We start from the raw sequence: 16,751 nt of genomic DNA on the forward strand, positions 1-16,751 counted from the left end.
GCGCCCCCCGGGGCAACTCCCTGACGGGCCCACCCCCCACGGCGTTGCCTTCCACCGCGAAGAAGCGCCACCCTGCGTCCAGGTTCCCCAGGACAAGGAGCAGCGAAGATGCGTGCACAGGCATGGATGTGGATGGCGGTCCTCACGCTGGGCAGCGTGGGCGCGACAGCGCTGGCGCAGCAGCCCGCGCCCACGGCGACGGCGCAGAAGACGCGCGAGGGCAAGGTGAAGAGCGTCAGCCCTTCCAGCATCCAGCTGGAGGGCGCCACCGCTTCAGCGCCGCCGCTCACCTACGTGGTCGACACGTCGAAGCCCCAGCTCAAGGCCGCGCTCCAGGGCATCAAGGCCGGGGACTCCGTGAAGCTGACCTACGCCCCCAACGAGGTGGGCGCGAAGGTCGTCACGAACGTGGAGAAGCGCTAGTCACGCCTGCGGGCCGGTGGCGGCCTCTTGCGCGTGCGCGCGCTCCAGCGCCTCCACCACCCAGGGCCAGCCCACCAGGATGTTGCCCGGCGAGCGCAGGCACGCGTCCGCCACCGCCAGCACCTCCGCCGGACGCGAGCGCACGGCCAGCGCCAGGTGCCGGCCCAGGAACGGGTGCGGCAGGTAGCTCAGGTTGTGGTGACGCACCGGCACCCAGCGCAGCGTGGGCTTCCCGGTGAAGCGCTCCACCGCGTACGCCACCGCCTGCGCCAGCACCTCCAGCGCGTAGAACGGCAGCCGGAACGCGCACATCAGGAAGGCCACCAGCGCGCTGGCCGCCACCGCGCCCGCGAAGGACACCGACGAGGCGCTGCTCCACACCAGCATGGGCACGAGGCTCATCGCGATGGCCGCCACCTGCACGTTGCGCACGGACGGACCGCGCCCGCTCGCGAGGCCGCCGATGCTCCCCGCGGACAGGCCGGACACGATGCCCAGGCACAGCCCCACCGTCACCGCCGCCGCGCCCCCGGACTCCGGACCGAACGCGCCGCCCGCCGTGGCGTGCAGTCCCGCCAGCATCGACACGCTCGCCAGCGAGCCCAGCAGCACCCCCGACGCGAGCCCCGATATCAGCGCCACCACCAGCCCCACCGCGGTGCACAGCGCCGCGGAGACCAGGTACACGCCGCGCATCGGCACGCCCGCGAGCCGCAGCCCCAGCCCCACGAGCACCGTCAGGCTCGGCGACAGCACGACGAGCAGGAGCAGCATGCGCGACACGAAGGCCCCCGCGGCGCGGCCTCCTTCGGCCTGCTCCCGCCACAACTGCCCGATGCGGCCCGCGGGTGAGCGGATGCCCGCCTCGCGCAGCCGGTAGTGCAGATCAATGGGCCGAAACACCAGGAGGCCGAGCAGCGCGAGCGCGCCCGGAACCCGCTCCGGTGAGTCAACGACAGGCTTCGCGGATGGGTCGCCGTCGGCCAAGACTTCCCCCTCTGGAAAGGATTTCAGGACTCCAGACTACCCTTGCCTTGCCTCAGGATTTCAAGCGTATCGCCTATCAGTGAAACCACCGTGGACGGCTCGTTCAACGTCACGCCACCGTCAAGAATCAGGTCCAGTCCATGCCCCAGCGCCGTCTTGATATCCCGTGCGTCCGAGAGGACCGTACCGTCGGTATGGGTCGCGGAGGTGGTGATGAGCGGGCGGCCGAGCGCTTTCGCCAGCTCCCTCGGCAGGGCGGCGTCCGGCACGCGCAGGCCCACCTGCTTCTGCTTCGTCATCATCACCTCCGGCACCAGGCGCGTGGCCTCCAGGATGAAGGTGAAGGCGCCGGGAGTGAGCCCCTTCATGGCGCGGTAGGCGAAGTTGCTCACGTGCGCGTAACGCGCCACGTCCGACAGGTCCGGGCACAGCAGTGACAGGGGCTTCTTCTTGTCGCGGCCCTTGAGCTGGTACAGCCGCTCAATCGCTTTCTTGGAATTCAAATCACAGCCGAGCCCGTAGTACGTGTCCGTCGGGTAGGCGATGACGCCGCCCTTCTCCAGCACCTCCACCGCCCGTGCGACCTGGCGGGGCGAGGGATGATCCACGTCCACCTCGAGGATAGGAGCGGCGGCGGCGGGCATGACGGGGAGCTCCTGGGGAGAGGCCACCCCGTGAGGGGTGTTGCCCCCACTATGCGCCGCCGCCCGCCTCTTCCGCACGGATTTCGCCACTGCCCAGCAGGGCGCGGCGCGTGAGCACCGGGCCCACCAGTTCGTGCGCGGTGATCATCGCGACGATGAGCACCTCCACCTGCGGACCGAAGGACGGGAACGTGCGCGACACCAGCGCCGCCAGGCCGAACGTCACGCCCGCCTGCGAGATGAGGCCCATCCACAGGTAGCGCTTGAGGCGCGGATCCTCCGCGGGCGCGAACCTGCGGCACGCGCCCCAGATGGCCAGGCCGCGCAGCGCCACGAGCAGCAGCGCGGCCGGCCCCACCGTCACCAGCGCGTCCAGCTTCAGCCCCGCCCCCGCCGCGGCGAAGAAGAGCGCGAACACGGGCAGGCCCGCCTGGTTGATGGCCTGGTGGATGCGGCGGCCCTCGCGCTCGTCCAGGTTGGCGATGAGCGCCCCGGCCGCCAGCGACACCAGGAGCGGCGACAGGTGCAGCCGCGCCCCGCCCTCGGCCGCCGCGAAGGACAGGCCCACGAGGAACAGCGGCAGCTCGCGGTTGACGCCCCGCATGTACAGGAGCATCGCCAGCGCCAGCAGGCAGCCCACCGCCACGGAGCCGAACAGCTCCCACCCCACCCCGCCCACCAGCGCGGGCACGTCCAGCCCGTTGCCGAACGTCGCGCGGGTGATGCCCGCCGCCAGGCCGAAGGCCACCATCACGAACAGGTCCCCGATGATGACCAGCGCCATCAGGAACTCCGTGAACGGACCGCGCGCGGACGTCTCCTGCACGATGGCGATGGTCACCGTCGGGGAGAACGACACCACCACCGTGGACAACAGCGCGCTCACCGCCAGCGCCTGCGGCACCGTCATGGGGGTGAGGAACGGCAGCACGGGCTTGAGCGCGAACGTGGCCGCGAAGCACACCGCGAACGTCACCCCGCACACCGCCGCGCAGAGCAGCGCCACGCGCGCGCCCACCCGGCGGATGAGCCCCAGGTGCAGCTCCGTCCCCGCCACGAGCGCGATGAGGCTCACCGCCAGCCCCTTCACCAGCTCCAGCCCCTTCACGCCCGCGTTGGGGATGAAGCCCAGCGCGTAGGGCCCCACCGCCACGCCCACCAGCAGGTAGCCGGTGAGGCGCGGGAGGCCCAGGCCCTTGGCCACCTTGCCCGCGAACAGGCCGCACAACAGCAGCGCGCCCGCCGCCAGCAGCACCGGGGTGCCCGCGTCCGCGCGCACCACCTGGGCCTGGGTGATGGCCGCGAGCAGCGCCATGAGCAGCAGCAACCGGAAGACGGACCCCTTCACGCGGCCACCCCGGCGTCACCCGCGGAGGGCGTGTCCGTCGTGGACGTGGGTGGTGGCTCCGCGGCCAGCACATGCCGGAAGGCCCCGTGCGCGAGCATCTCGTTGACGACCGCGCCCACCGCCACCACGTCCAGCACCCGCTGCGACAGCGAGCCCGGCACCAGCAGCACGTACTCCGCCACCAGGCACAGCGCCAGGCCGCCCTGGGAGATGAGCGCGTAGCCAAAGCGCGGCGGCAGGTCCAACACGCCCTGCGTGAGCCGCTGCGCGAACGTGCCGCCCAGCACCTTGCCCAGGAAGCGCAGCCCCACGAACGCGGGCAGCAGCGCCCACGCGGACAGGTCGCGCGCGTGGATCTGACTGCCCACCAGGAACACCAGCACCAGGTACGTGGGCCGCTCCACGCGCCCCAGCGCCCGCGCCACCCGCTCCGCCGTGCGCCCGCCCATGAGCGCCAAGGTCGCGCCGCACGCCACGCCAGCCAGCAGCGACGACAGCCGCAGGTACGCCGCCGCGCCGCCCACCAGCGCCACCATGCCCAGCGTCACCGTGGTCTGCTCCGCCGGGTCCTTCAGCGCGTGCGTGAGGAACGCGAGCAGCGCGCCGCAGAGCACGCCCAGGAGCAGCGCCAGCCCCAGCAGGCCCAGCCCTTCCGCCACGTTGCCGGTGGCGCCCAGCACCAGCCCCAGCGCGAGCACGCCCAGGCCCACCGCGTCGTCCATCATCGTGAGCAGCGCGACACCCAGGCCGCGCGCGCGCTCCAGCCGCCCGTTGCGGTAGCCCAGCACCGCGAAGTGGCCGGAGGACAGGCTCGCCGCCGCGCCCAGGAGCGCCGCCGCGCCCACCGCCACCAGGGGCCTGAGGCCCATGGACAACAGCAGCGGGACGGACAGCGGGAGGGCGACGAAGAGGAAAGCGGTGCCCGCGTGCGCGACCGCCGCCGCGTAGACGGGCCGGGGGAGCAGCCGCAACAGGCGCGGCTCCAGGTTGAGCCCCAGGAGCACGCCGCCCGTCCCCAGCCCCAGCGCCACCAGCGGGCGGAGCGATTCCAGGTTGCGCGTCGTGAGCACGCCCAGCACGGACGGGCCGAGCAGGGCTCCGAAGATGAGGAACAACAGCCCGCTGGCCGCCAGCTGCGCCAGCGCCGGGAAGCGGCCCGGAGCCAGGAGCGACCGGCTGGACGCGAGCAGCGACAACGCCGCGACGATGAGGAAGACGAGCAGCGCTTGCACGCGGACGTGCTTACACCCGTGCGCCCCCGCGCGTCATCAACGCCGGTGCGTGGGCGCCGCCATCACCGGCAGGGCCACCAGGCGGCCCATGGGCGGGTCGTCCGCATCCATCTCCAGTTGCACGCGCTGGAGCATGCGATCCATCTCCTCCTGCGGCAGGGCAGGCAGCACGCTCACGAGCACGACGCGGTCTTCATCCGCGCCCAGGGCGAGACTGCGCAGACCGGCGAACACCGGCACCTCCGCGGACAGGGCCGCGGCGGCGCTGCGCGCCCGGATGACCAGCGGTTCCGGGATGCCAAACTCCCGGAGCCGGCGGATCGCCCGCTCGGTCGTCTCCACCTGCTCGAGGAACGTGATGACCAGGTACACGCGGCCGTCATACCGGAAGACCGCGCATCCTGTCCCCCGTTACTCGTTGCCACCCGGCTGAGCGGGCTCTTCCGGCGTGGCGGCGGGCGCTGAAGTGCCCTCGGACGCGGGAGCGGTCCCCCCGGCCTGGGCATCCATGGCGGCGCGAGCGGCGCGCTTGCCCTCTTCAATCAGCTTCTTGACCTTCTGCCCGCCCTTGCGGCCGATCTCCTCGTAGAAGTTCGGACCGCGGGTGGCCTTGACGCGGTCGCCACCCTTCTTGCCGATCTCCTCGTAGAACTTGGCGCCGCGCTCGGCCTTCACGGTCTCGCCGCCCTTGCGGCCGATCTCCTCGTAGAAGGAGCGACCGCGCTCGGCCTTCACCGTGGCGCCGCCCTTGCGGCCGATGGTCTCGTAGAACTCGCGACCGCGCTCGTTGCGGACCGTCTCGCCGCCCTTACGCCCCGCCTCGGCCACCGTCATGCTGCCCTTGTTGTCCTTGTCCGACATGTCCGTGTCTCCTCTCATGACTGCCCAACCCCGTCCGCGCCTTGGTGTCCCTTGCCTGAAACCTTGGGACGGAAGCGCCCCGATGCAAGCAAGCTCCGTACACCGCCAGCCGTTCTCCCCTGACATTGCATGCATAATCCCCAAGGATTTCGCGCGCTTGTCAGGGCCGCTGGGCATCCGGACGGGACGGGTGATTGCCCGGCAGGACGCTCTCGTTGTTCACAACAATTCAGGTCACGTTGCCGATTCCCTGCTCGGTTCCCACCTTGTGCGCAACGCCTGACACAAGGGTTTCGCGGGCGATGGGGGAGGTTTGCTTGGCGAGCAGCAGCGGTCTGAAGACCTGGTTGCGGATCCTCGCGCCCATGGTCGTTTCCATTGGCGGTCTGGTGATGCTCCGGCTGTTGGGCCCGGACTTCATCGATCAGCGCACCATCCGGGAGCTGCTGCTCCCCTTGGGCGACTACGCCCCCCTTGCCTACGTGGCCTTCCTGGCCGTGCGGCCCCTGACGCTGTTGCCGGGTCAGGTGCTCACCGCGGTGGGAGGGATGATGTTCGGAACCCTCGCCGCGACCCTCTATTCACTAACGGGCAGCTTCCTGTCCGCCACCCTGCTCTACTTCGTTGCCCGCAAGCTGGGCACGCGGCCGATGCAGCGTCTGTGCGGCAGCAAGTACCCGGCGATCGCCAAGGCGGCGCGGCGGCACGACTTCCAGTTCACGTTCCTGGCGTGCCTCAACCCGCTGTGCCCCACGGACATCATGCTGATCGCCGGCGCGGCGTCTGGCGCGCGCTTCTGGCCGTCCGTGCTGGGCGTGGTGCTGGGCACCATCCCGGGAACCTTCCTGACCGCGCAGTTTGGCAGTGGCCTCGCGCAGGGCCGCACGGTGATGACCGCCGTGTCCGCGGTGGGCATGGTGGTGTCGCTGGTGCTGGGCGTCATCTTCGGCCGCCGGTTCTACAAGGAGGTCAACGAGGCGTCAGCGGAGGCCCCCGCGCCCGAGGCGGAGCCCACGCGCGGTCTGCCCGCCACGAAGGTCCCGCTCACCACGCCGTGACGGCGCGCAGCTCCTCCACCAGGTGCTGGAGGAGCGCGCGGACGCGGGGCACGGACTGGCGCCCTGGCAGGCACAAGGCATGGACCGGCGGCCCTTCCGCCGCGTACTCCGCCAGCACCTCCACCAGGGCGCCCTCGCGCAGCCGGGCGTCGCTCATGAAGTCCAGCACCTGGCACAGCCCCGCTCCGGCGGCGGCCAGGTCCAGCAGCGCCGGGCCGTGATCCACGTCGATGGCCGCGCGCGTGCGCACCACCGTGGCGGGGCCACCGGGTGACTCCCGGAAGTGCCACTCGCGGGTGAGGCCGCGCGGATCCACGAACTTCAGGCACGCGTGGCGCTCCAGGCGCGACGGATGCTCGGGCGTCCCGTGCCGGGCCAGGTAGGCCGGCGACGCGAGCGTCATCCAGCGCGTGGAGAACAGCCGCCGCGCCACCAGGCTGGAGTCCTCCAAACCGCCCAGCCGGATGGCCACGTCGACCTGATCCTCCACCAGCTTGCTCAGCCGGTCGCTCATGCGCACGTGCAGCGTGAGTTGTGGGTGCCGCGCCTGGAGTCGCGCCAGCCGGGGCAGGAGCACGGGGCCCAGGATGAACGGCAGCGACACCGTGAGCGGTCCCCTGGGCGCGCGGTGCGCCTGGGCCACCGTCTCGCGCGCGGCGCGGATCTGCGCCACGGCCTCGCGCGCCCGCTCCAGGAAGGCGGTGCCCTCGGACGTGAGGGCCACCTGACGGCTGGTGCGCTCCAGGAGCCTCGCGCCCAGCTCCTCCTCCAGCTTCCGCACCGCCTTGCTCACCGCCGCCACGGTGACGCCCAGCCGCTCCGCCGCCTTGCGGAAGCTCCGCTCCTCCGCCACGTGGAGGAAGGGCAACACGCCCGTGAACAGGTCCATGGCGCAGCATTGTCAACCCAGGGTTGACGATGGTTCAACCCGGACGTGCTGCCTGCCCATCCGGTTGACGATTAGGGTTCACCCCACACGAAAGGGAGTCCTCATGAAGATCGCGATCCTGGGCACGGGCATGGTGGGTGAGACGCTGGGCGGCAAGCTGGTGGCGCTGGGCCACGAGGTGCGCATGGGCTCGCGCACGCCGGACAACGCGAAGGCCGCCGCGTGGGTGAAGAAGGCCGGGGGCAAGGCGTCGCAGGGCACGTTCCGGGACGCCGCGCAGTTCGCGGAGCTGCTCTTCAACTGCACGCTGGGCAACGCGTCGCTGGAGGTCCTGAAGTCCGCGGGCGAGGACGCCCTGCGCGGCAAGGTGCTGGTGGATGTCTCCAACCCGCTCGACTTCACCCGGGGGATGCCGCCGGTGCTCTCCACGCCCCCGGATGACTCGCTGGGTGAACAGCTCCAGCGCGCCTTCCCGTCGCTCAAGGTGGTGAAGACGCTCAACACGATGAACTGCGAGGTGATGGTGGAGCCCTCGCGCGTGCCCGGGGACCACGACGTCTTCGTGTCCGGCAACGACGTGGACGCCAAGGCCCGCGTGAAGCAGCTCCTCACGGAGGGCTTCGGCTGGAAGCACGTCATCGACCTGGGGGACATCACCACGGCGCGCGGCACCGAGGCCTTCCTCCCCCTCTGGCTGCGCCTGTGGGGCACCCTGCGCACCGGTGACTTCAACATCCACGTCGTGAAGCGCTGAGAGTCCATGACGCGGGGGGACGCAACTTCCGGGGCCGGATGCGGATAACCTACCCAGACCCACTTCCCCCGGTGGTTGGAGGTTCTCGTGAGCACGATCGACCGCACCCGTTCCCTCGCCGTGCCGTCCACCGCCTCGAAGCCGGCCGCGGAGCCGCTGGCGAAGAAGCCGGCGCCGCACCCGCCCGCGTTCCAGAAGTCCTCCTTCGAGCAGGCCGCGCCCGCGCGGAAGAACACGCTGCTGGGCGGCCTCATCGACGCGGCGGTGGGCGGCATCAAGGACATCCCCCGCTTCGTGGAGATGGGCGCGAACGTCTTCAACGCCACCACGGTGCGCGAGATCACCAGCCTGTTCGGCGGCGCGAAGCCGGACCGCGCGCAGGACGGCATGTTCGTGGGCGCGGGCGGCAAGGTGCTCCCGGCGACGACGAAGCTGGGCGACGTGCCGGGCGTCACGCCGAAGAACAACGCGAACCCGGACAAGACGATCCTCTACGTCAACGGCATCATGACGCCGACGGCGGGCCAGTTGGGCGAGATGCAGGCGCTGGCGGACAGCTCCGGCGCGAAGGTGGTGGGCATCCACAACGCGACCGAGGGCCTGGTGAAGGACCTGGCCCAGTGCGTGACGGACAAGCTGGACAAGGGCAAGAACCCCGCCGTGGACACGCTGGCGGACACGCTCTACTCGGAGCTGAAGGCCGGCCGCGACGTGCACCTCGTGGGCTACAGCCAGGGCGGGCTCATCACGGCGCGCGCGCTGAACGACGTGGCGAAGCGGCTGCGCGTGGAAGACGGGCTGTCCCCCGCGCAGGTGGAGGCGAAGCTGAGCCACCTGCAGGTGGAGACCTTCGGCGCCGCGTCCACGAAGTACCCGGACGGCCCCCAGTACGTGCACTACGTCAACAACGCGGACCCGGTGCCCACGCTCACGGGCCTGGGCGGCGACGTGGATCCGCTGGCCTTCCTCAAGGACGCGGGCAAGGGCGCGGTGGTGCACCGCTTCACCGACGGCAACCTGAACCCCATCAGCAACCACATGCTGGACACGCTGTACCTGAAGCACCGCGTGGACTTCGACCAGGCCCGGCAGAACCACTTCTAGTTCCAGGGTTGCATGAGCCGGGGCGCGGCTAGGATGCCGCGCCCATGAAGCCCTTCCCTGTCGCAACCGCCCTCACCATCGCCGGCTCGGACAGCGGCGGTGGCGCCGGCATCCAGGCCGACCTCCGCACCTTCTCCTTCCACCGCGTCCACGGCACCAGCGCCGTGACGGCCATCACCGCGCAGAACACGCGCGGGGTGACGCGCGTGGACCTGCTGCCCCCGGAGTCCGTCACCGCGCAGGTGGACGCCGTCGCGTCGGACATGCGCGTGGACGCGGTCAAGGTGGGCATGCTCGCGCAGCGGGAGCTCATCGAGGCCGTGGCGGATCAGCTCGCCCGCGTGTCGCTGGGCCCCATCGTGGTGGATCCGGTGATGGTGTCCCGCGCGGGCTCGCAGCTCATCGACGACGAGGCGGTGGGTGCGCTGCGCTCGCGCATGCTGCCCCTCGCGGCCATCCTCACGCCCAACCGTCACGAGGCGAAGCTGCTGGCGGGCATGGACATCCAGACGCTGGAGGACATGCGCGAGGCGGCCCGGCGCATCCACGCCCTGGGCTCGCGCGTGGTGCTCGTGAAGGGCGGAGGCATGCCGGGCGCGCTGCGAGGCACGGACGTGTGGTTCGACGGGACGCGGATGGAGACGCTGTCCGTCGCGCCCGTGGACACGCCGAACACGCACGGCACCGGCTGCACGTTGTCCGCCGCCATCGCCGCGCGGCTCGCGCTGGGGACACCGCCGCTGGAAGCCGTGCGGCTGGCGAAGGAGTACGTCACCTCCGCCCTGCGCTACCCGCTCGCCGTGGGCCACGGCAACGGCCCGATCGGGCATTTCTTCCCGCTGATACATGACTGACAATGCAATTAATTGCATACAATTACAGACAAACACAACAAACGAAACATGTATTTATTTGATACATGTTTCATCTGGGTGGATGGCGACCCACTAAAATCATGAGCATGTAGGCATGGGGGTTCTGATCCCAGCACCTTCCTACCTGATCAGACCTTCATGTAGGTATGGCCGATCAGGAACCCAGGACTGCTCGACCGTTCAGTCAGGGTCCTCACGGAACTCTCTAAAAGTCTGTTCAGTGCCTGTTCAGGCGCAAGAACGGCCCGTCCAAAAACCACGGAAAGATTGTTCAGTGCTTCGTGGCGTCGGTTTCCAGGCCTTCGATGCCCGGCAGCCGTCGCGCGAGCAGCCCCAGCAGCTCCTGGGTGGACAGGCGCCCGGCGGCGTCCTTGCCCTCCAGGACGCCAGCCACCAGGGCCCGCTTCTGCTCATGGAGCGACAGCATCTGCTCCTCGATCGTCCCCCGGGACACCAGGCGGTAGACCGTGACCGGTCGCTGCTGCCCGATGCGGTGCGCGCGATCGGAGGCCTGATCCTCCACGGCCGGGTTCCACCAGGGGTCCAGGTGGATGACGCTGGTGGCGGCCGTCAGGTTGAGGCCGAAGCCGCCTGCCTTGAGCGAAATCAGGAACAGGGGCGCGTCGCCCTCCTGGAAGGCTCGCACGCGGTCGGCACGCGCCGCGGCGGGTGTCTGCCCATCCAGGTACTCGTACGCGATGCCCTGCGCGTCCAGCACCTCGCGCACCAGCGCCAGGTGGGACGTGAACTGGCTGAACACCAGTGCACGGTGTCCCTCCTCGCGCAGCTCCTGGATGAGCTCCAGGAAGCGCTCCAGCTTGGAGGACTCCAGCTTGGACGACTCGTCGTACAGCCGGGGGTGCGACGCCAGCAGCCGCAGGCGCGTCAGGGCCGCCAGCACCTCGATGCGGCGCTCCTGGTCCTTCATCTTCGACTTGCGCGTCTCCAGGTCGGACAGGGCCGCCAGGCGCGCGTCCTCGTAGAGAGTCCACTCCGGTGGCGACAGCACGACGGGCACGTGCACGTCCGTGCGCGGCGGCAGTTGAGCCTCCACCTGGGACTTGGTGCGGCGCAGGAGGAAGGGCTGGAGCACCCGGGCCAGCGCGGGCGCGGCCGTGGGGTCCACCTGCTTTTCAATCGGCGCGGCGAAGCGGTTGCGGAACGCCTCCAGGCTGCCCAGCAGCCCCGGGAAGACGACGGCGAAGAGGGCCCACAGCTCGCCCAGGTGGTTCTCCAGCGGCGTGCCGGACAGCGCGAACTTGAAGTCGCCCTGGAGCGCCCTCGCCGCGCGGAAGCGCTGCGTGGCCGCGTTCTTCAGTTGCTGGGCCTCGTCGAAGACGATGGTGGAGAAGCGCAGCGCGGCCAGCCGCTCGATGTCGCGCACGAGCAGGCCGTAGCTGAGCACTAGCACGTCGCGAGGCCCCAGCCGCTCCAGCGTGCCGCCCCGGTCCTCCGCGTCGGAGAAGATCGTCACCTTGAGGGACGGCGCGAAGCGCTTCGCCTCGTCGCGCCAGTTGAAGGCCACGGACGTGGGCGCCAGCACCAGCGCGGGCCCCTGCTTCGCGCGCTCCAGCAGCACGGCCAGGGCCTGCACCGTCTTGCCCAGGCCCATGTCGTCCGCCAGCACCCCACCCGCGTTCCACGACGCCAGCCGCGTGAGCCAGCGGAAGCCCTCCAACTGGTAGTCGCGCAGCTCCGTCTTGAGCGTCGCGGGCACCCGGGGCTTCAGCTCCTTCGCCGCGAAGATGCGCTCGACCAGCGACTTCCAGGACGCGTCCGCGTCGATGATGGCGCCCGCGGTGCCCAGCCCCGCCAGGGCCTCCGCGGCGGACGGGCCCACTTCCAATCCGTGGCGCGAGTGGTAGGCGTGATCCGCCAGCTTCTCCAACTGCTCGCGCAGCGCTGCTTCAATCTCCACCCAGGTGCGCGCGTCCACCTGGACGAAGCGCTCCTTGCGCCGGGCCGCGTCCAAGAGGCGCGCCAGCTCCACCCGCTCGCCCTCCACGGACAGGCTGCCCAGCACGCCGAACCACTCGCGCTTGCGCTCCAGGACGACCTTCAGGTCCCCCGCGCCGCGCTTCGGCACGAGCCGCATGGACGTGCCCACCCACTCCAGCTCCGGCCGGGGCTCCATCTCCGCGCACGCGGCCAGCACCGCCAGGCCGCCCTGCGCGCTGTGGAAGAGGAAGCAGAACGGCAGCTCCTGCGGCTCCGCCGTCTGCAAGGGCAGCCGGGCCTGGAGCGCCGTGGCCGCCGACAGCTCGCGCCCGAAGTCGCGCACCGCATGGAAGGAGCGCGTGTCCCGCCGCACGTAGACGTCTCGAGGCCCCTCGCCCGGCAGGAACGCCTGGCTGTCCGGCATCGCGCGCAGCCGCAGCTCCAGCCGCACCGCTCCTCCGGGCTGTCCCTCCAACCGGAGCACCGGGAGCTGCTGCGGCGCGATGGACTCGCCCATCACGCTGCGGGGCATGGCCACCGGCAGGCGCACGGAGAACTTCGACAGCTGCTCCAGGAGCGCGCCGTGGCTCTCCGGCGGAAACGCGTTGCCGTGCCGCTGGAGCACCGTGGCCAGCGCGCGCACCTCCGGGCTCACGTCCAGCACCGTGAGCACGTGCGCGCCCTCATCCCAGAGGAACACCGCGTCCTCGGGCTTCGACTTGCGCACGCGCTCCAGGAGCGGCGCGGGCAGCACGGCGCCGTCCACGCCCGCGTTCACCAGCACGGTGCCGCCGCGGTCCTCGGCGACCAGGCCCACCTTCTCGCGCTCGATGCGCACCGGGATGTCCTGCGTGCCCTCCAATGACAGACGCGGATGGTCGATCAGCTCGAACAGCAGCGCGCGCGACGCGGGGGCCGTGCCGTCGGGGAGCAGCGTGGCGATGCGCGAGTCCGCGGGGCCCAGCTGCGAGCCGTACTCCTGGAGCAGCTTGCGCCGGCCGACCTTCGCACCCGTCGTGCGCTGGCCCTTCTTCGTGCGCCGGTGCACGTACGGCGCGACCTCCACGCCGTACCCTTCGATGACGTCCAGGCGCCAGGAGATCTCCACGCCTCCGCCGCCGCCCGGACTCTCCTCCACCGCCCGCTCCAGCGCGCGCAGCGTCCGCGCCCACGCGGGCCGCACCAGCTCCTCCAGCGTCTCGCCGAAGGCCTCCGTCCAGCGCTGCCGCAGCCACAGGAGCGTGGTGTCCACCGCCGCCAGCTGGTGCACGCAGAACGTGGCGCCGCAGGAGCAGTCCACCGTCACGCCCGACGGACTGAACGTCAGCCGCGCGTCCGGCAGGATGAAGCCCGAGCCCGGCGGGGACACCGGCGCCTCGGAGATGCGCGTCTCCTTGAGGCGGAAGCCCGGCAGGTCCGGCTCCTCCACCAGCGCCTCCAGCGACAGCGCCCGCTCCGGACGCGGCGCGATGCCCGGCGGCACGCGGGCCCTCCAGGCGAGCAGCATCCCGTGGACCGTGTGCGTGCGCTTGTCGGACGGGGGCGCGAGCCGCTCCGCGATGGTTGCCCGCGCCTCGATGGCGCCCTGCCGCTCGTCCTCCACGTAGCGCCAGGCGAGCTTCGGCAGCAGGTCCCGCATGCGCGGCGTGGGCAGCACCTCCGCCGTCCAGCGGTCGAGCGTGTCCTGTGCCAGCACCTCCACCAGCCGGCGGCGCGAAATCACGGCGCGCACCTGCGGCAGGTACGCGGCCTCCACGCGCGGGGTGAGCAGCGCGAGGCTCAGGCGGGCCAGGTGCTCCAGCCCTTCGGCCCTCAGCCACGCGCGCAGGTCCGCCTCCGTCTGGAACGGGGGCTCGTGGGGGCTCTGCGCGGGCTTGGGTGGGGGGGACTGCTCGGCCATGGGGACTGACGACGAAAGCGTCAGTCTACCTTGGCCATGCGGCGGCGATCACCGAGGAACTCTTCCACTCCCAGCACGATGTTCTTCGCCACCTCGTCCTGGTAGCGCTCGGACGCCAGGCGCTTCTCGTCCTCGGCGTGCGACAGGAAGGACGTCTCCACCAGGATGGCGGGCATCTTCGCGCCCAGGAGCACGTAGAACAGCGCCTCCTTGTGGCCCAGGTCCTTGATGCCGTCGTACTGGGCGGACAGGCCCGTCACCAGGTTGTGCTGCACGGCGTTCGCCAGACGCGACGACTCCTCCGTGTTCGCCTTGGTGGCCAGGTCCGCCAGGATGAACTGGAGGTCGCTGATGCCCTTCTCGGAGGACGCGTTCTCGCGCGCGGCCAGGCGGATGGAGTAGCGGTCCGCGGAGGTGTTGAGCGTGTACGTCTCGATGCCGCGCAGCTTGTGCGTCGCCGCCGAGTTGCAGTGCACCGAGATGAACAGGTCGCCGTGCGCCTCGTTGGCCAGCTTCGCGCGGTCCTCCAGGCGGATGAACGAGTCGTCGTCGCGGGTGAGCACCACCTCCAGGCCCTTCTCCCGCAGGCCGTCCGCGACCTTCTTGGAGATGGCCAGCGCCACGTCCTTCTCCTTCGTCCCCGCCTTGCCGATGGCGCCGGAGTCGTGGCCACCGTGGCCCGCGTCGATGACCACGCGCCGCACCTTCAGCCCCAGCTGCTCCGCCAGCGTCAGCTCCGCGTGGCGCGACTGCTTCGCCACCGCCTTGAGCCGCGCCTGCGCCACCTGCGCGTCCACCGGCGCCGTCACCGGGCGCGGGGCCTCCTGCACCGGGCGCGTCTGCTTCGACGCCACGGCCTCGGGCTGCACGGGCTTCACAGCCGGGGCCGGCTCCACCTGCGCGGGGGCCTTCGACGCCACGGCCGGGGTCTCCACGCGGGCCTCCGGCTTCGCGGGCTGCGACGTCCCGTTCGAGGACGCCACCGCCTCCGGAGCCTTCGTCTCGGCCTTCGCGCCGTCCTTGGGGCCGTCTTTCGTCTCAAGGGCCCGGTCGGCGACGGTGGGCGCGTCCACGATGGTGGCCGCCGGGGCCTTCGCGCTGTCCGAGCCGGAGGCAGCAGGGGCGCTCGGATCCAGGCGGGGCAGCACGGGGGACGGCTCGCGCGCGAGCTTGCTGATGGCATCCACCAGCGGCGAGTTGGGGTTCGAGGCGGCGACGGCGGTGTCAGGCGTCGACTTCACCACCGGGGGCAGCGGCTTCACCGTGGGCTTCGCGGGCGGAGTCCGGTTGGACGGCGGCAGCGAGGCCAGCAGCGCGCGGAGCTCCTTGCCCTGGTCGCCCTTGGGGTTGGTGGCCAGCGACTCGTTGAGGATCTTCCGGGCCGCCTCCGGCTTGTCCAGGCGGTTGACGTGGATGCGCGCCAGCGCCAGCGCCGCGTCGTCCGCGAGCCGGTGCTTCGGGTGCGCCTCCACCAGCTTGGAGTAGTCCGTGATGGCCGCCTGCAGGTCCTCCTCGACGAAGGAGATGCGGCTGAGCTCCTGGAGCAGGTCTCCCGCGGTGAAGAGGGCGTCGGGGGCGCGGTCGCTCTTGGGGAAGCGCGTGGCCACGGCCTCGAAGCGGTGCACGACGTTGAGCCAGTGGTGGCGCAGCTTGCGGCGGGACGCGTCGTCCTTCAGCGCGTAGTAGGAGCGGCGGGCCTGCTGATACGCCTCCTCGGCTTCGTTGCGCTTGCTGGCTCCGACGGCGCTCGGGGCCGTGAGGAGCAGCACGGGCAGCACGAAGTGGGAGAAGCGTACGCGCATGGAAGCCTCCGGACGTTGCAGCTACAGGCGTGTGTCACACGGCCTCCGGGGGCCAGCAACTTTTCAACCCCACCTGTCCGTCCGTCAGCGCACCCAGCCCAGCGTCCGCGCCAGCTCCTCGTCGATGACCCGGCACCAGCCCGGCTCGCCAGGAACGACGGCCGCCAGCACCTTGCCGCCGTTGCGCACCGGGGCCCGCTGGGGGCGGCAGCGCGCCCGCACGGGGTGTTTCACGTCCTGGCGGAAGAAGTGCGCGGGGAACACCGCTTCGCCCTTCCCTTCCGGCAGGTAGCCGTCATCCGGGGTGAGCCACACCAGCGCGCCCAGGCGCAGGGGCACCACCTCCCGGCGCCACAGCCGCCGCACCTCCCATGCGAACCCGGCCAACGCCACCAGCAAGCCCAGGCCCAGGCCCCAGGGCAGGAGTCCCACCCGTGCCGCCCGCGCCCGAGCATGGGTCGCCTCGCGCGGACGTCCCGGCTGGGAGGGATCCACCAGCAACTGCACGCGAGCGCCATGGCCCAGGGAGGCCGCGTGGTCCGCGTCCGTGCGCACGCCCGACACGGAATGCTCCTCGCCCGCGAACGTGTAGAGGACGTCCAGCGTGCCCTCCGCGTCCTCGCGCTGGTTCCAGGGCGGCGCATGGCTTGCGCCCACCAGCGCGTCCACCAGCTCCGCGCGGGCCGTGAAGCGCTGCTCCTCCACGAAGTAGCGTCCCACGTAGCCGGCGCCCAGGCCGAGCACGGCGATGACCACCAGGCCCAGCACCACGCCACGCACCAGCCGCGCCACCGCCCCAGGCACCTGGGCAAGTCGGACACGGCGGGGGGCATGGGGAATGGCGAGCTGCATGGCGGACGGAGACTACTTCACGACCGGTGCGCGCGCTCCATTCGTGCCCGGCTCAGCGCTCCGATGGCCCTATGTCAGATTGGG

The 16,751-nt window shown here is 71.2% G+C and carries 16 protein-coding genes; 5 read left to right on the forward strand and 11 right to left on the reverse strand.

Annotated features, from left to right (window positions below; all coding sequences use genetic code 11):
* The first annotated feature begins 108 nt into the window (after positions 1-108).
* Positions 109-423 carry a hypothetical protein gene (locus JYK02_RS33625; RefSeq protein ID WP_207057007.1) on the forward strand — a complete coding sequence of 105 codons (315 nt, stop codon included), beginning with the start codon at positions 109-111 and terminating at the stop codon, positions 421-423.
* Here the strand turns inward: JYK02_RS33625 and JYK02_RS33630 are convergent, their stop codons facing one another.
* The 7 genes from JYK02_RS33630 to JYK02_RS33660 all read right to left on the reverse strand — a co-directional run bounded on the left by JYK02_RS33630 (position 424) and on the right by JYK02_RS33660 (position 5,862).
* Complete coding sequence (locus tag JYK02_RS33630) at positions 424-1,410, reverse strand: hypothetical protein (RefSeq protein WP_207057008.1); 987 nt, start codon at positions 1,408-1,410, stop codon at positions 424-426.
* 23 nt (positions 1,411-1,433) lie between these two features.
* Positions 1,434-2,054, reverse strand: coding sequence for an L-threonylcarbamoyladenylate synthase (locus tag JYK02_RS33635; protein WP_120524187.1), 621 nt, complete (start codon positions 2,052-2,054; stop codon positions 1,434-1,436).
* Between the two features lie 49 nt (positions 2,055-2,103).
* Positions 2,104-3,402, reverse strand: coding sequence for a cation:proton antiporter (locus JYK02_RS33640; protein WP_207057009.1), 1,299 nt, complete (start codon positions 3,400-3,402; stop codon positions 2,104-2,106).
* Positions 3,399-4,634 (reverse strand): sodium:proton exchanger, encoded by a 1,236-nt coding sequence (locus JYK02_RS33645; protein ID WP_207057010.1) that lies wholly within the window; start codon positions 4,632-4,634, stop codon positions 3,399-3,401. Before JYK02_RS33645 ends, JYK02_RS33640 begins: the two co-directional genes overlap by 4 nt.
* A 36-nt stretch (positions 4,635-4,670) precedes the next feature.
* On the reverse strand, positions 4,671-5,006 hold the full coding sequence (locus JYK02_RS33650; protein ID WP_120524190.1) for a hypothetical protein: 336 nt from the start codon (positions 5,004-5,006) through the stop codon (positions 4,671-4,673).
* 39 nt (positions 5,007-5,045) lie between these two features.
* Positions 5,046-5,495 carry a general stress protein gene (locus tag JYK02_RS33655; protein WP_242589502.1) on the reverse strand — a complete coding sequence of 150 codons (450 nt, stop codon included), beginning with the start codon at positions 5,493-5,495 and terminating at the stop codon, positions 5,046-5,048.
* A gap of 229 nt (positions 5,496-5,724) precedes the next feature.
* Positions 5,725-5,862, reverse strand: coding sequence for a hypothetical protein (locus JYK02_RS33660; RefSeq protein WP_207057139.1), 138 nt, complete (start codon positions 5,860-5,862; stop codon positions 5,725-5,727).
* Between JYK02_RS33660 and JYK02_RS33665 the strand changes: the two genes are divergently transcribed.
* On the forward strand, positions 5,861-6,553 hold the full coding sequence (locus tag JYK02_RS33665; RefSeq protein WP_242589503.1) for a TVP38/TMEM64 family protein: 693 nt from the start codon (positions 5,861-5,863) through the stop codon (positions 6,551-6,553). The genes JYK02_RS33660 and JYK02_RS33665 overlap by 2 nt on opposite strands.
* Here JYK02_RS33665 and JYK02_RS33670 read toward each other — a convergent pair.
* The gene (locus tag JYK02_RS33670; protein ID WP_207057013.1) at positions 6,540-7,442 is read right to left on the reverse strand and encodes a LysR family transcriptional regulator; all 903 of its coding nucleotides are present in this window, start codon (positions 7,440-7,442) and stop codon (positions 6,540-6,542) included. The genes JYK02_RS33665 and JYK02_RS33670 overlap by 14 nt on opposite strands.
* Positions 7,443-7,545: 103 nt before the next feature.
* Here JYK02_RS33670 and JYK02_RS33675 point away from each other — a divergent pair, with 103 nt between their 5' ends.
* The 3 genes from JYK02_RS33675 to thiD all read left to right on the forward strand — a co-directional run bounded on the left by JYK02_RS33675 (position 7,546) and on the right by thiD (position 10,154).
* On the forward strand, positions 7,546-8,196 hold the full coding sequence (locus JYK02_RS33675; RefSeq protein ID WP_207057014.1) for an NADPH-dependent F420 reductase: 651 nt from the start codon (positions 7,546-7,548) through the stop codon (positions 8,194-8,196).
* Between the two features lie 87 nt (positions 8,197-8,283).
* Positions 8,284-9,300, forward strand: a complete 1,017-nt coding sequence (locus tag JYK02_RS33680; RefSeq protein ID WP_207057015.1) for a hypothetical protein — start codon at positions 8,284-8,286, stop codon at positions 9,298-9,300.
* A 44-nt stretch (positions 9,301-9,344) separates the two neighbouring features.
* On the forward strand, positions 9,345-10,154 hold the full coding sequence (thiD, locus tag JYK02_RS33685; RefSeq protein WP_207057016.1) for a bifunctional hydroxymethylpyrimidine kinase/phosphomethylpyrimidine kinase: 810 nt from the start codon (positions 9,345-9,347) through the stop codon (positions 10,152-10,154).
* Positions 10,155-10,446: 292 nt separating this feature from the next.
* On the opposite strand, the gene JYK02_RS33690 is transcribed toward thiD, so the two are convergent.
* The 3 genes from JYK02_RS33690 to JYK02_RS33700 form a co-directional block, all read right to left on the reverse strand.
* Positions 10,447-14,013 carry a DEAD/DEAH box helicase gene (locus tag JYK02_RS33690; protein ID WP_207057017.1) on the reverse strand — a complete coding sequence of 1,189 codons (3,567 nt, stop codon included), beginning with the start codon at positions 14,011-14,013 and terminating at the stop codon, positions 10,447-10,449.
* 20 nt (positions 14,014-14,033) lie between these two features.
* Positions 14,034-15,815: an N-acetylmuramoyl-L-alanine amidase gene (locus tag JYK02_RS33695; protein ID WP_207057018.1), complete on the reverse strand. Its 1,782-nt coding sequence runs from the start codon at positions 15,813-15,815 to the stop codon at positions 14,034-14,036.
* A gap of 84 nt (positions 15,816-15,899) precedes the next feature.
* Positions 15,900-16,667: a DUF3592 domain-containing protein gene (locus JYK02_RS33700; RefSeq protein WP_207057019.1), complete on the reverse strand. Its 768-nt coding sequence runs from the start codon at positions 16,665-16,667 to the stop codon at positions 15,900-15,902.
* Between the last annotated feature and the right edge of the window lie 84 nt (positions 16,668-16,751).

This window comes from Corallococcus macrosporus (assembly GCF_017302985.1).
GTDB lineage: Bacteria > Myxococcota > Myxococcia > Myxococcales > Myxococcaceae > Corallococcus > Corallococcus macrosporus_A.

Excerpts from the sequence above, each read along its gene's own strand:
- JYK02_RS33670 (WP_207057013.1), bottom strand. The coding sequence starts at position 7,442 with ATGGACCTGTTCACGGGCGTGTTGCCCTTCCTCCACGTGGCGGAGGAG.
- JYK02_RS33665 (WP_242589503.1), top strand. The coding sequence starts at position 5,861 with ATGGTCGTTTCCATTGGCGGTCTGGTGATGCTCCGGCTGTTGGGCCCG.
- JYK02_RS33660 (WP_207057139.1), bottom strand. The coding sequence starts at position 5,862 with ATGGGCGCGAGGATCCGCAACCAGGTCTTCAGACCGCTGCTGCTCGCC.
- JYK02_RS33635 (WP_120524187.1), bottom strand. The coding sequence starts at position 2,054 with ATGCCCGCCGCCGCCGCTCCTATCCTCGAGGTGGACGTGGATCATCCC.
- JYK02_RS33675 (WP_207057014.1), top strand. The coding sequence starts at position 7,546 with ATGAAGATCGCGATCCTGGGCACGGGCATGGTGGGTGAGACGCTGGGC.
- JYK02_RS33625 (WP_207057007.1), top strand. The coding sequence starts at position 109 with ATGCGTGCACAGGCATGGATGTGGATGGCGGTCCTCACGCTGGGCAGC.
- JYK02_RS33690 (WP_207057017.1), bottom strand. The coding sequence starts at position 14,013 with ATGGCCGAGCAGTCCCCCCCACCCAAGCCCGCGCAGAGCCCCCACGAG.
- thiD (WP_207057016.1), top strand. The coding sequence starts at position 9,345 with ATGAAGCCCTTCCCTGTCGCAACCGCCCTCACCATCGCCGGCTCGGAC.
- JYK02_RS33695 (WP_207057018.1), bottom strand. The coding sequence starts at position 15,815 with ATGCGCGTACGCTTCTCCCACTTCGTGCTGCCCGTGCTGCTCCTCACG.
- JYK02_RS33655 (WP_242589502.1), bottom strand. The coding sequence starts at position 5,495 with ATGTCGGACAAGGACAACAAGGGCAGCATGACGGTGGCCGAGGCGGGG.
- JYK02_RS33700 (WP_207057019.1), bottom strand. The coding sequence starts at position 16,667 with ATGCAGCTCGCCATTCCCCATGCCCCCCGCCGTGTCCGACTTGCCCAG.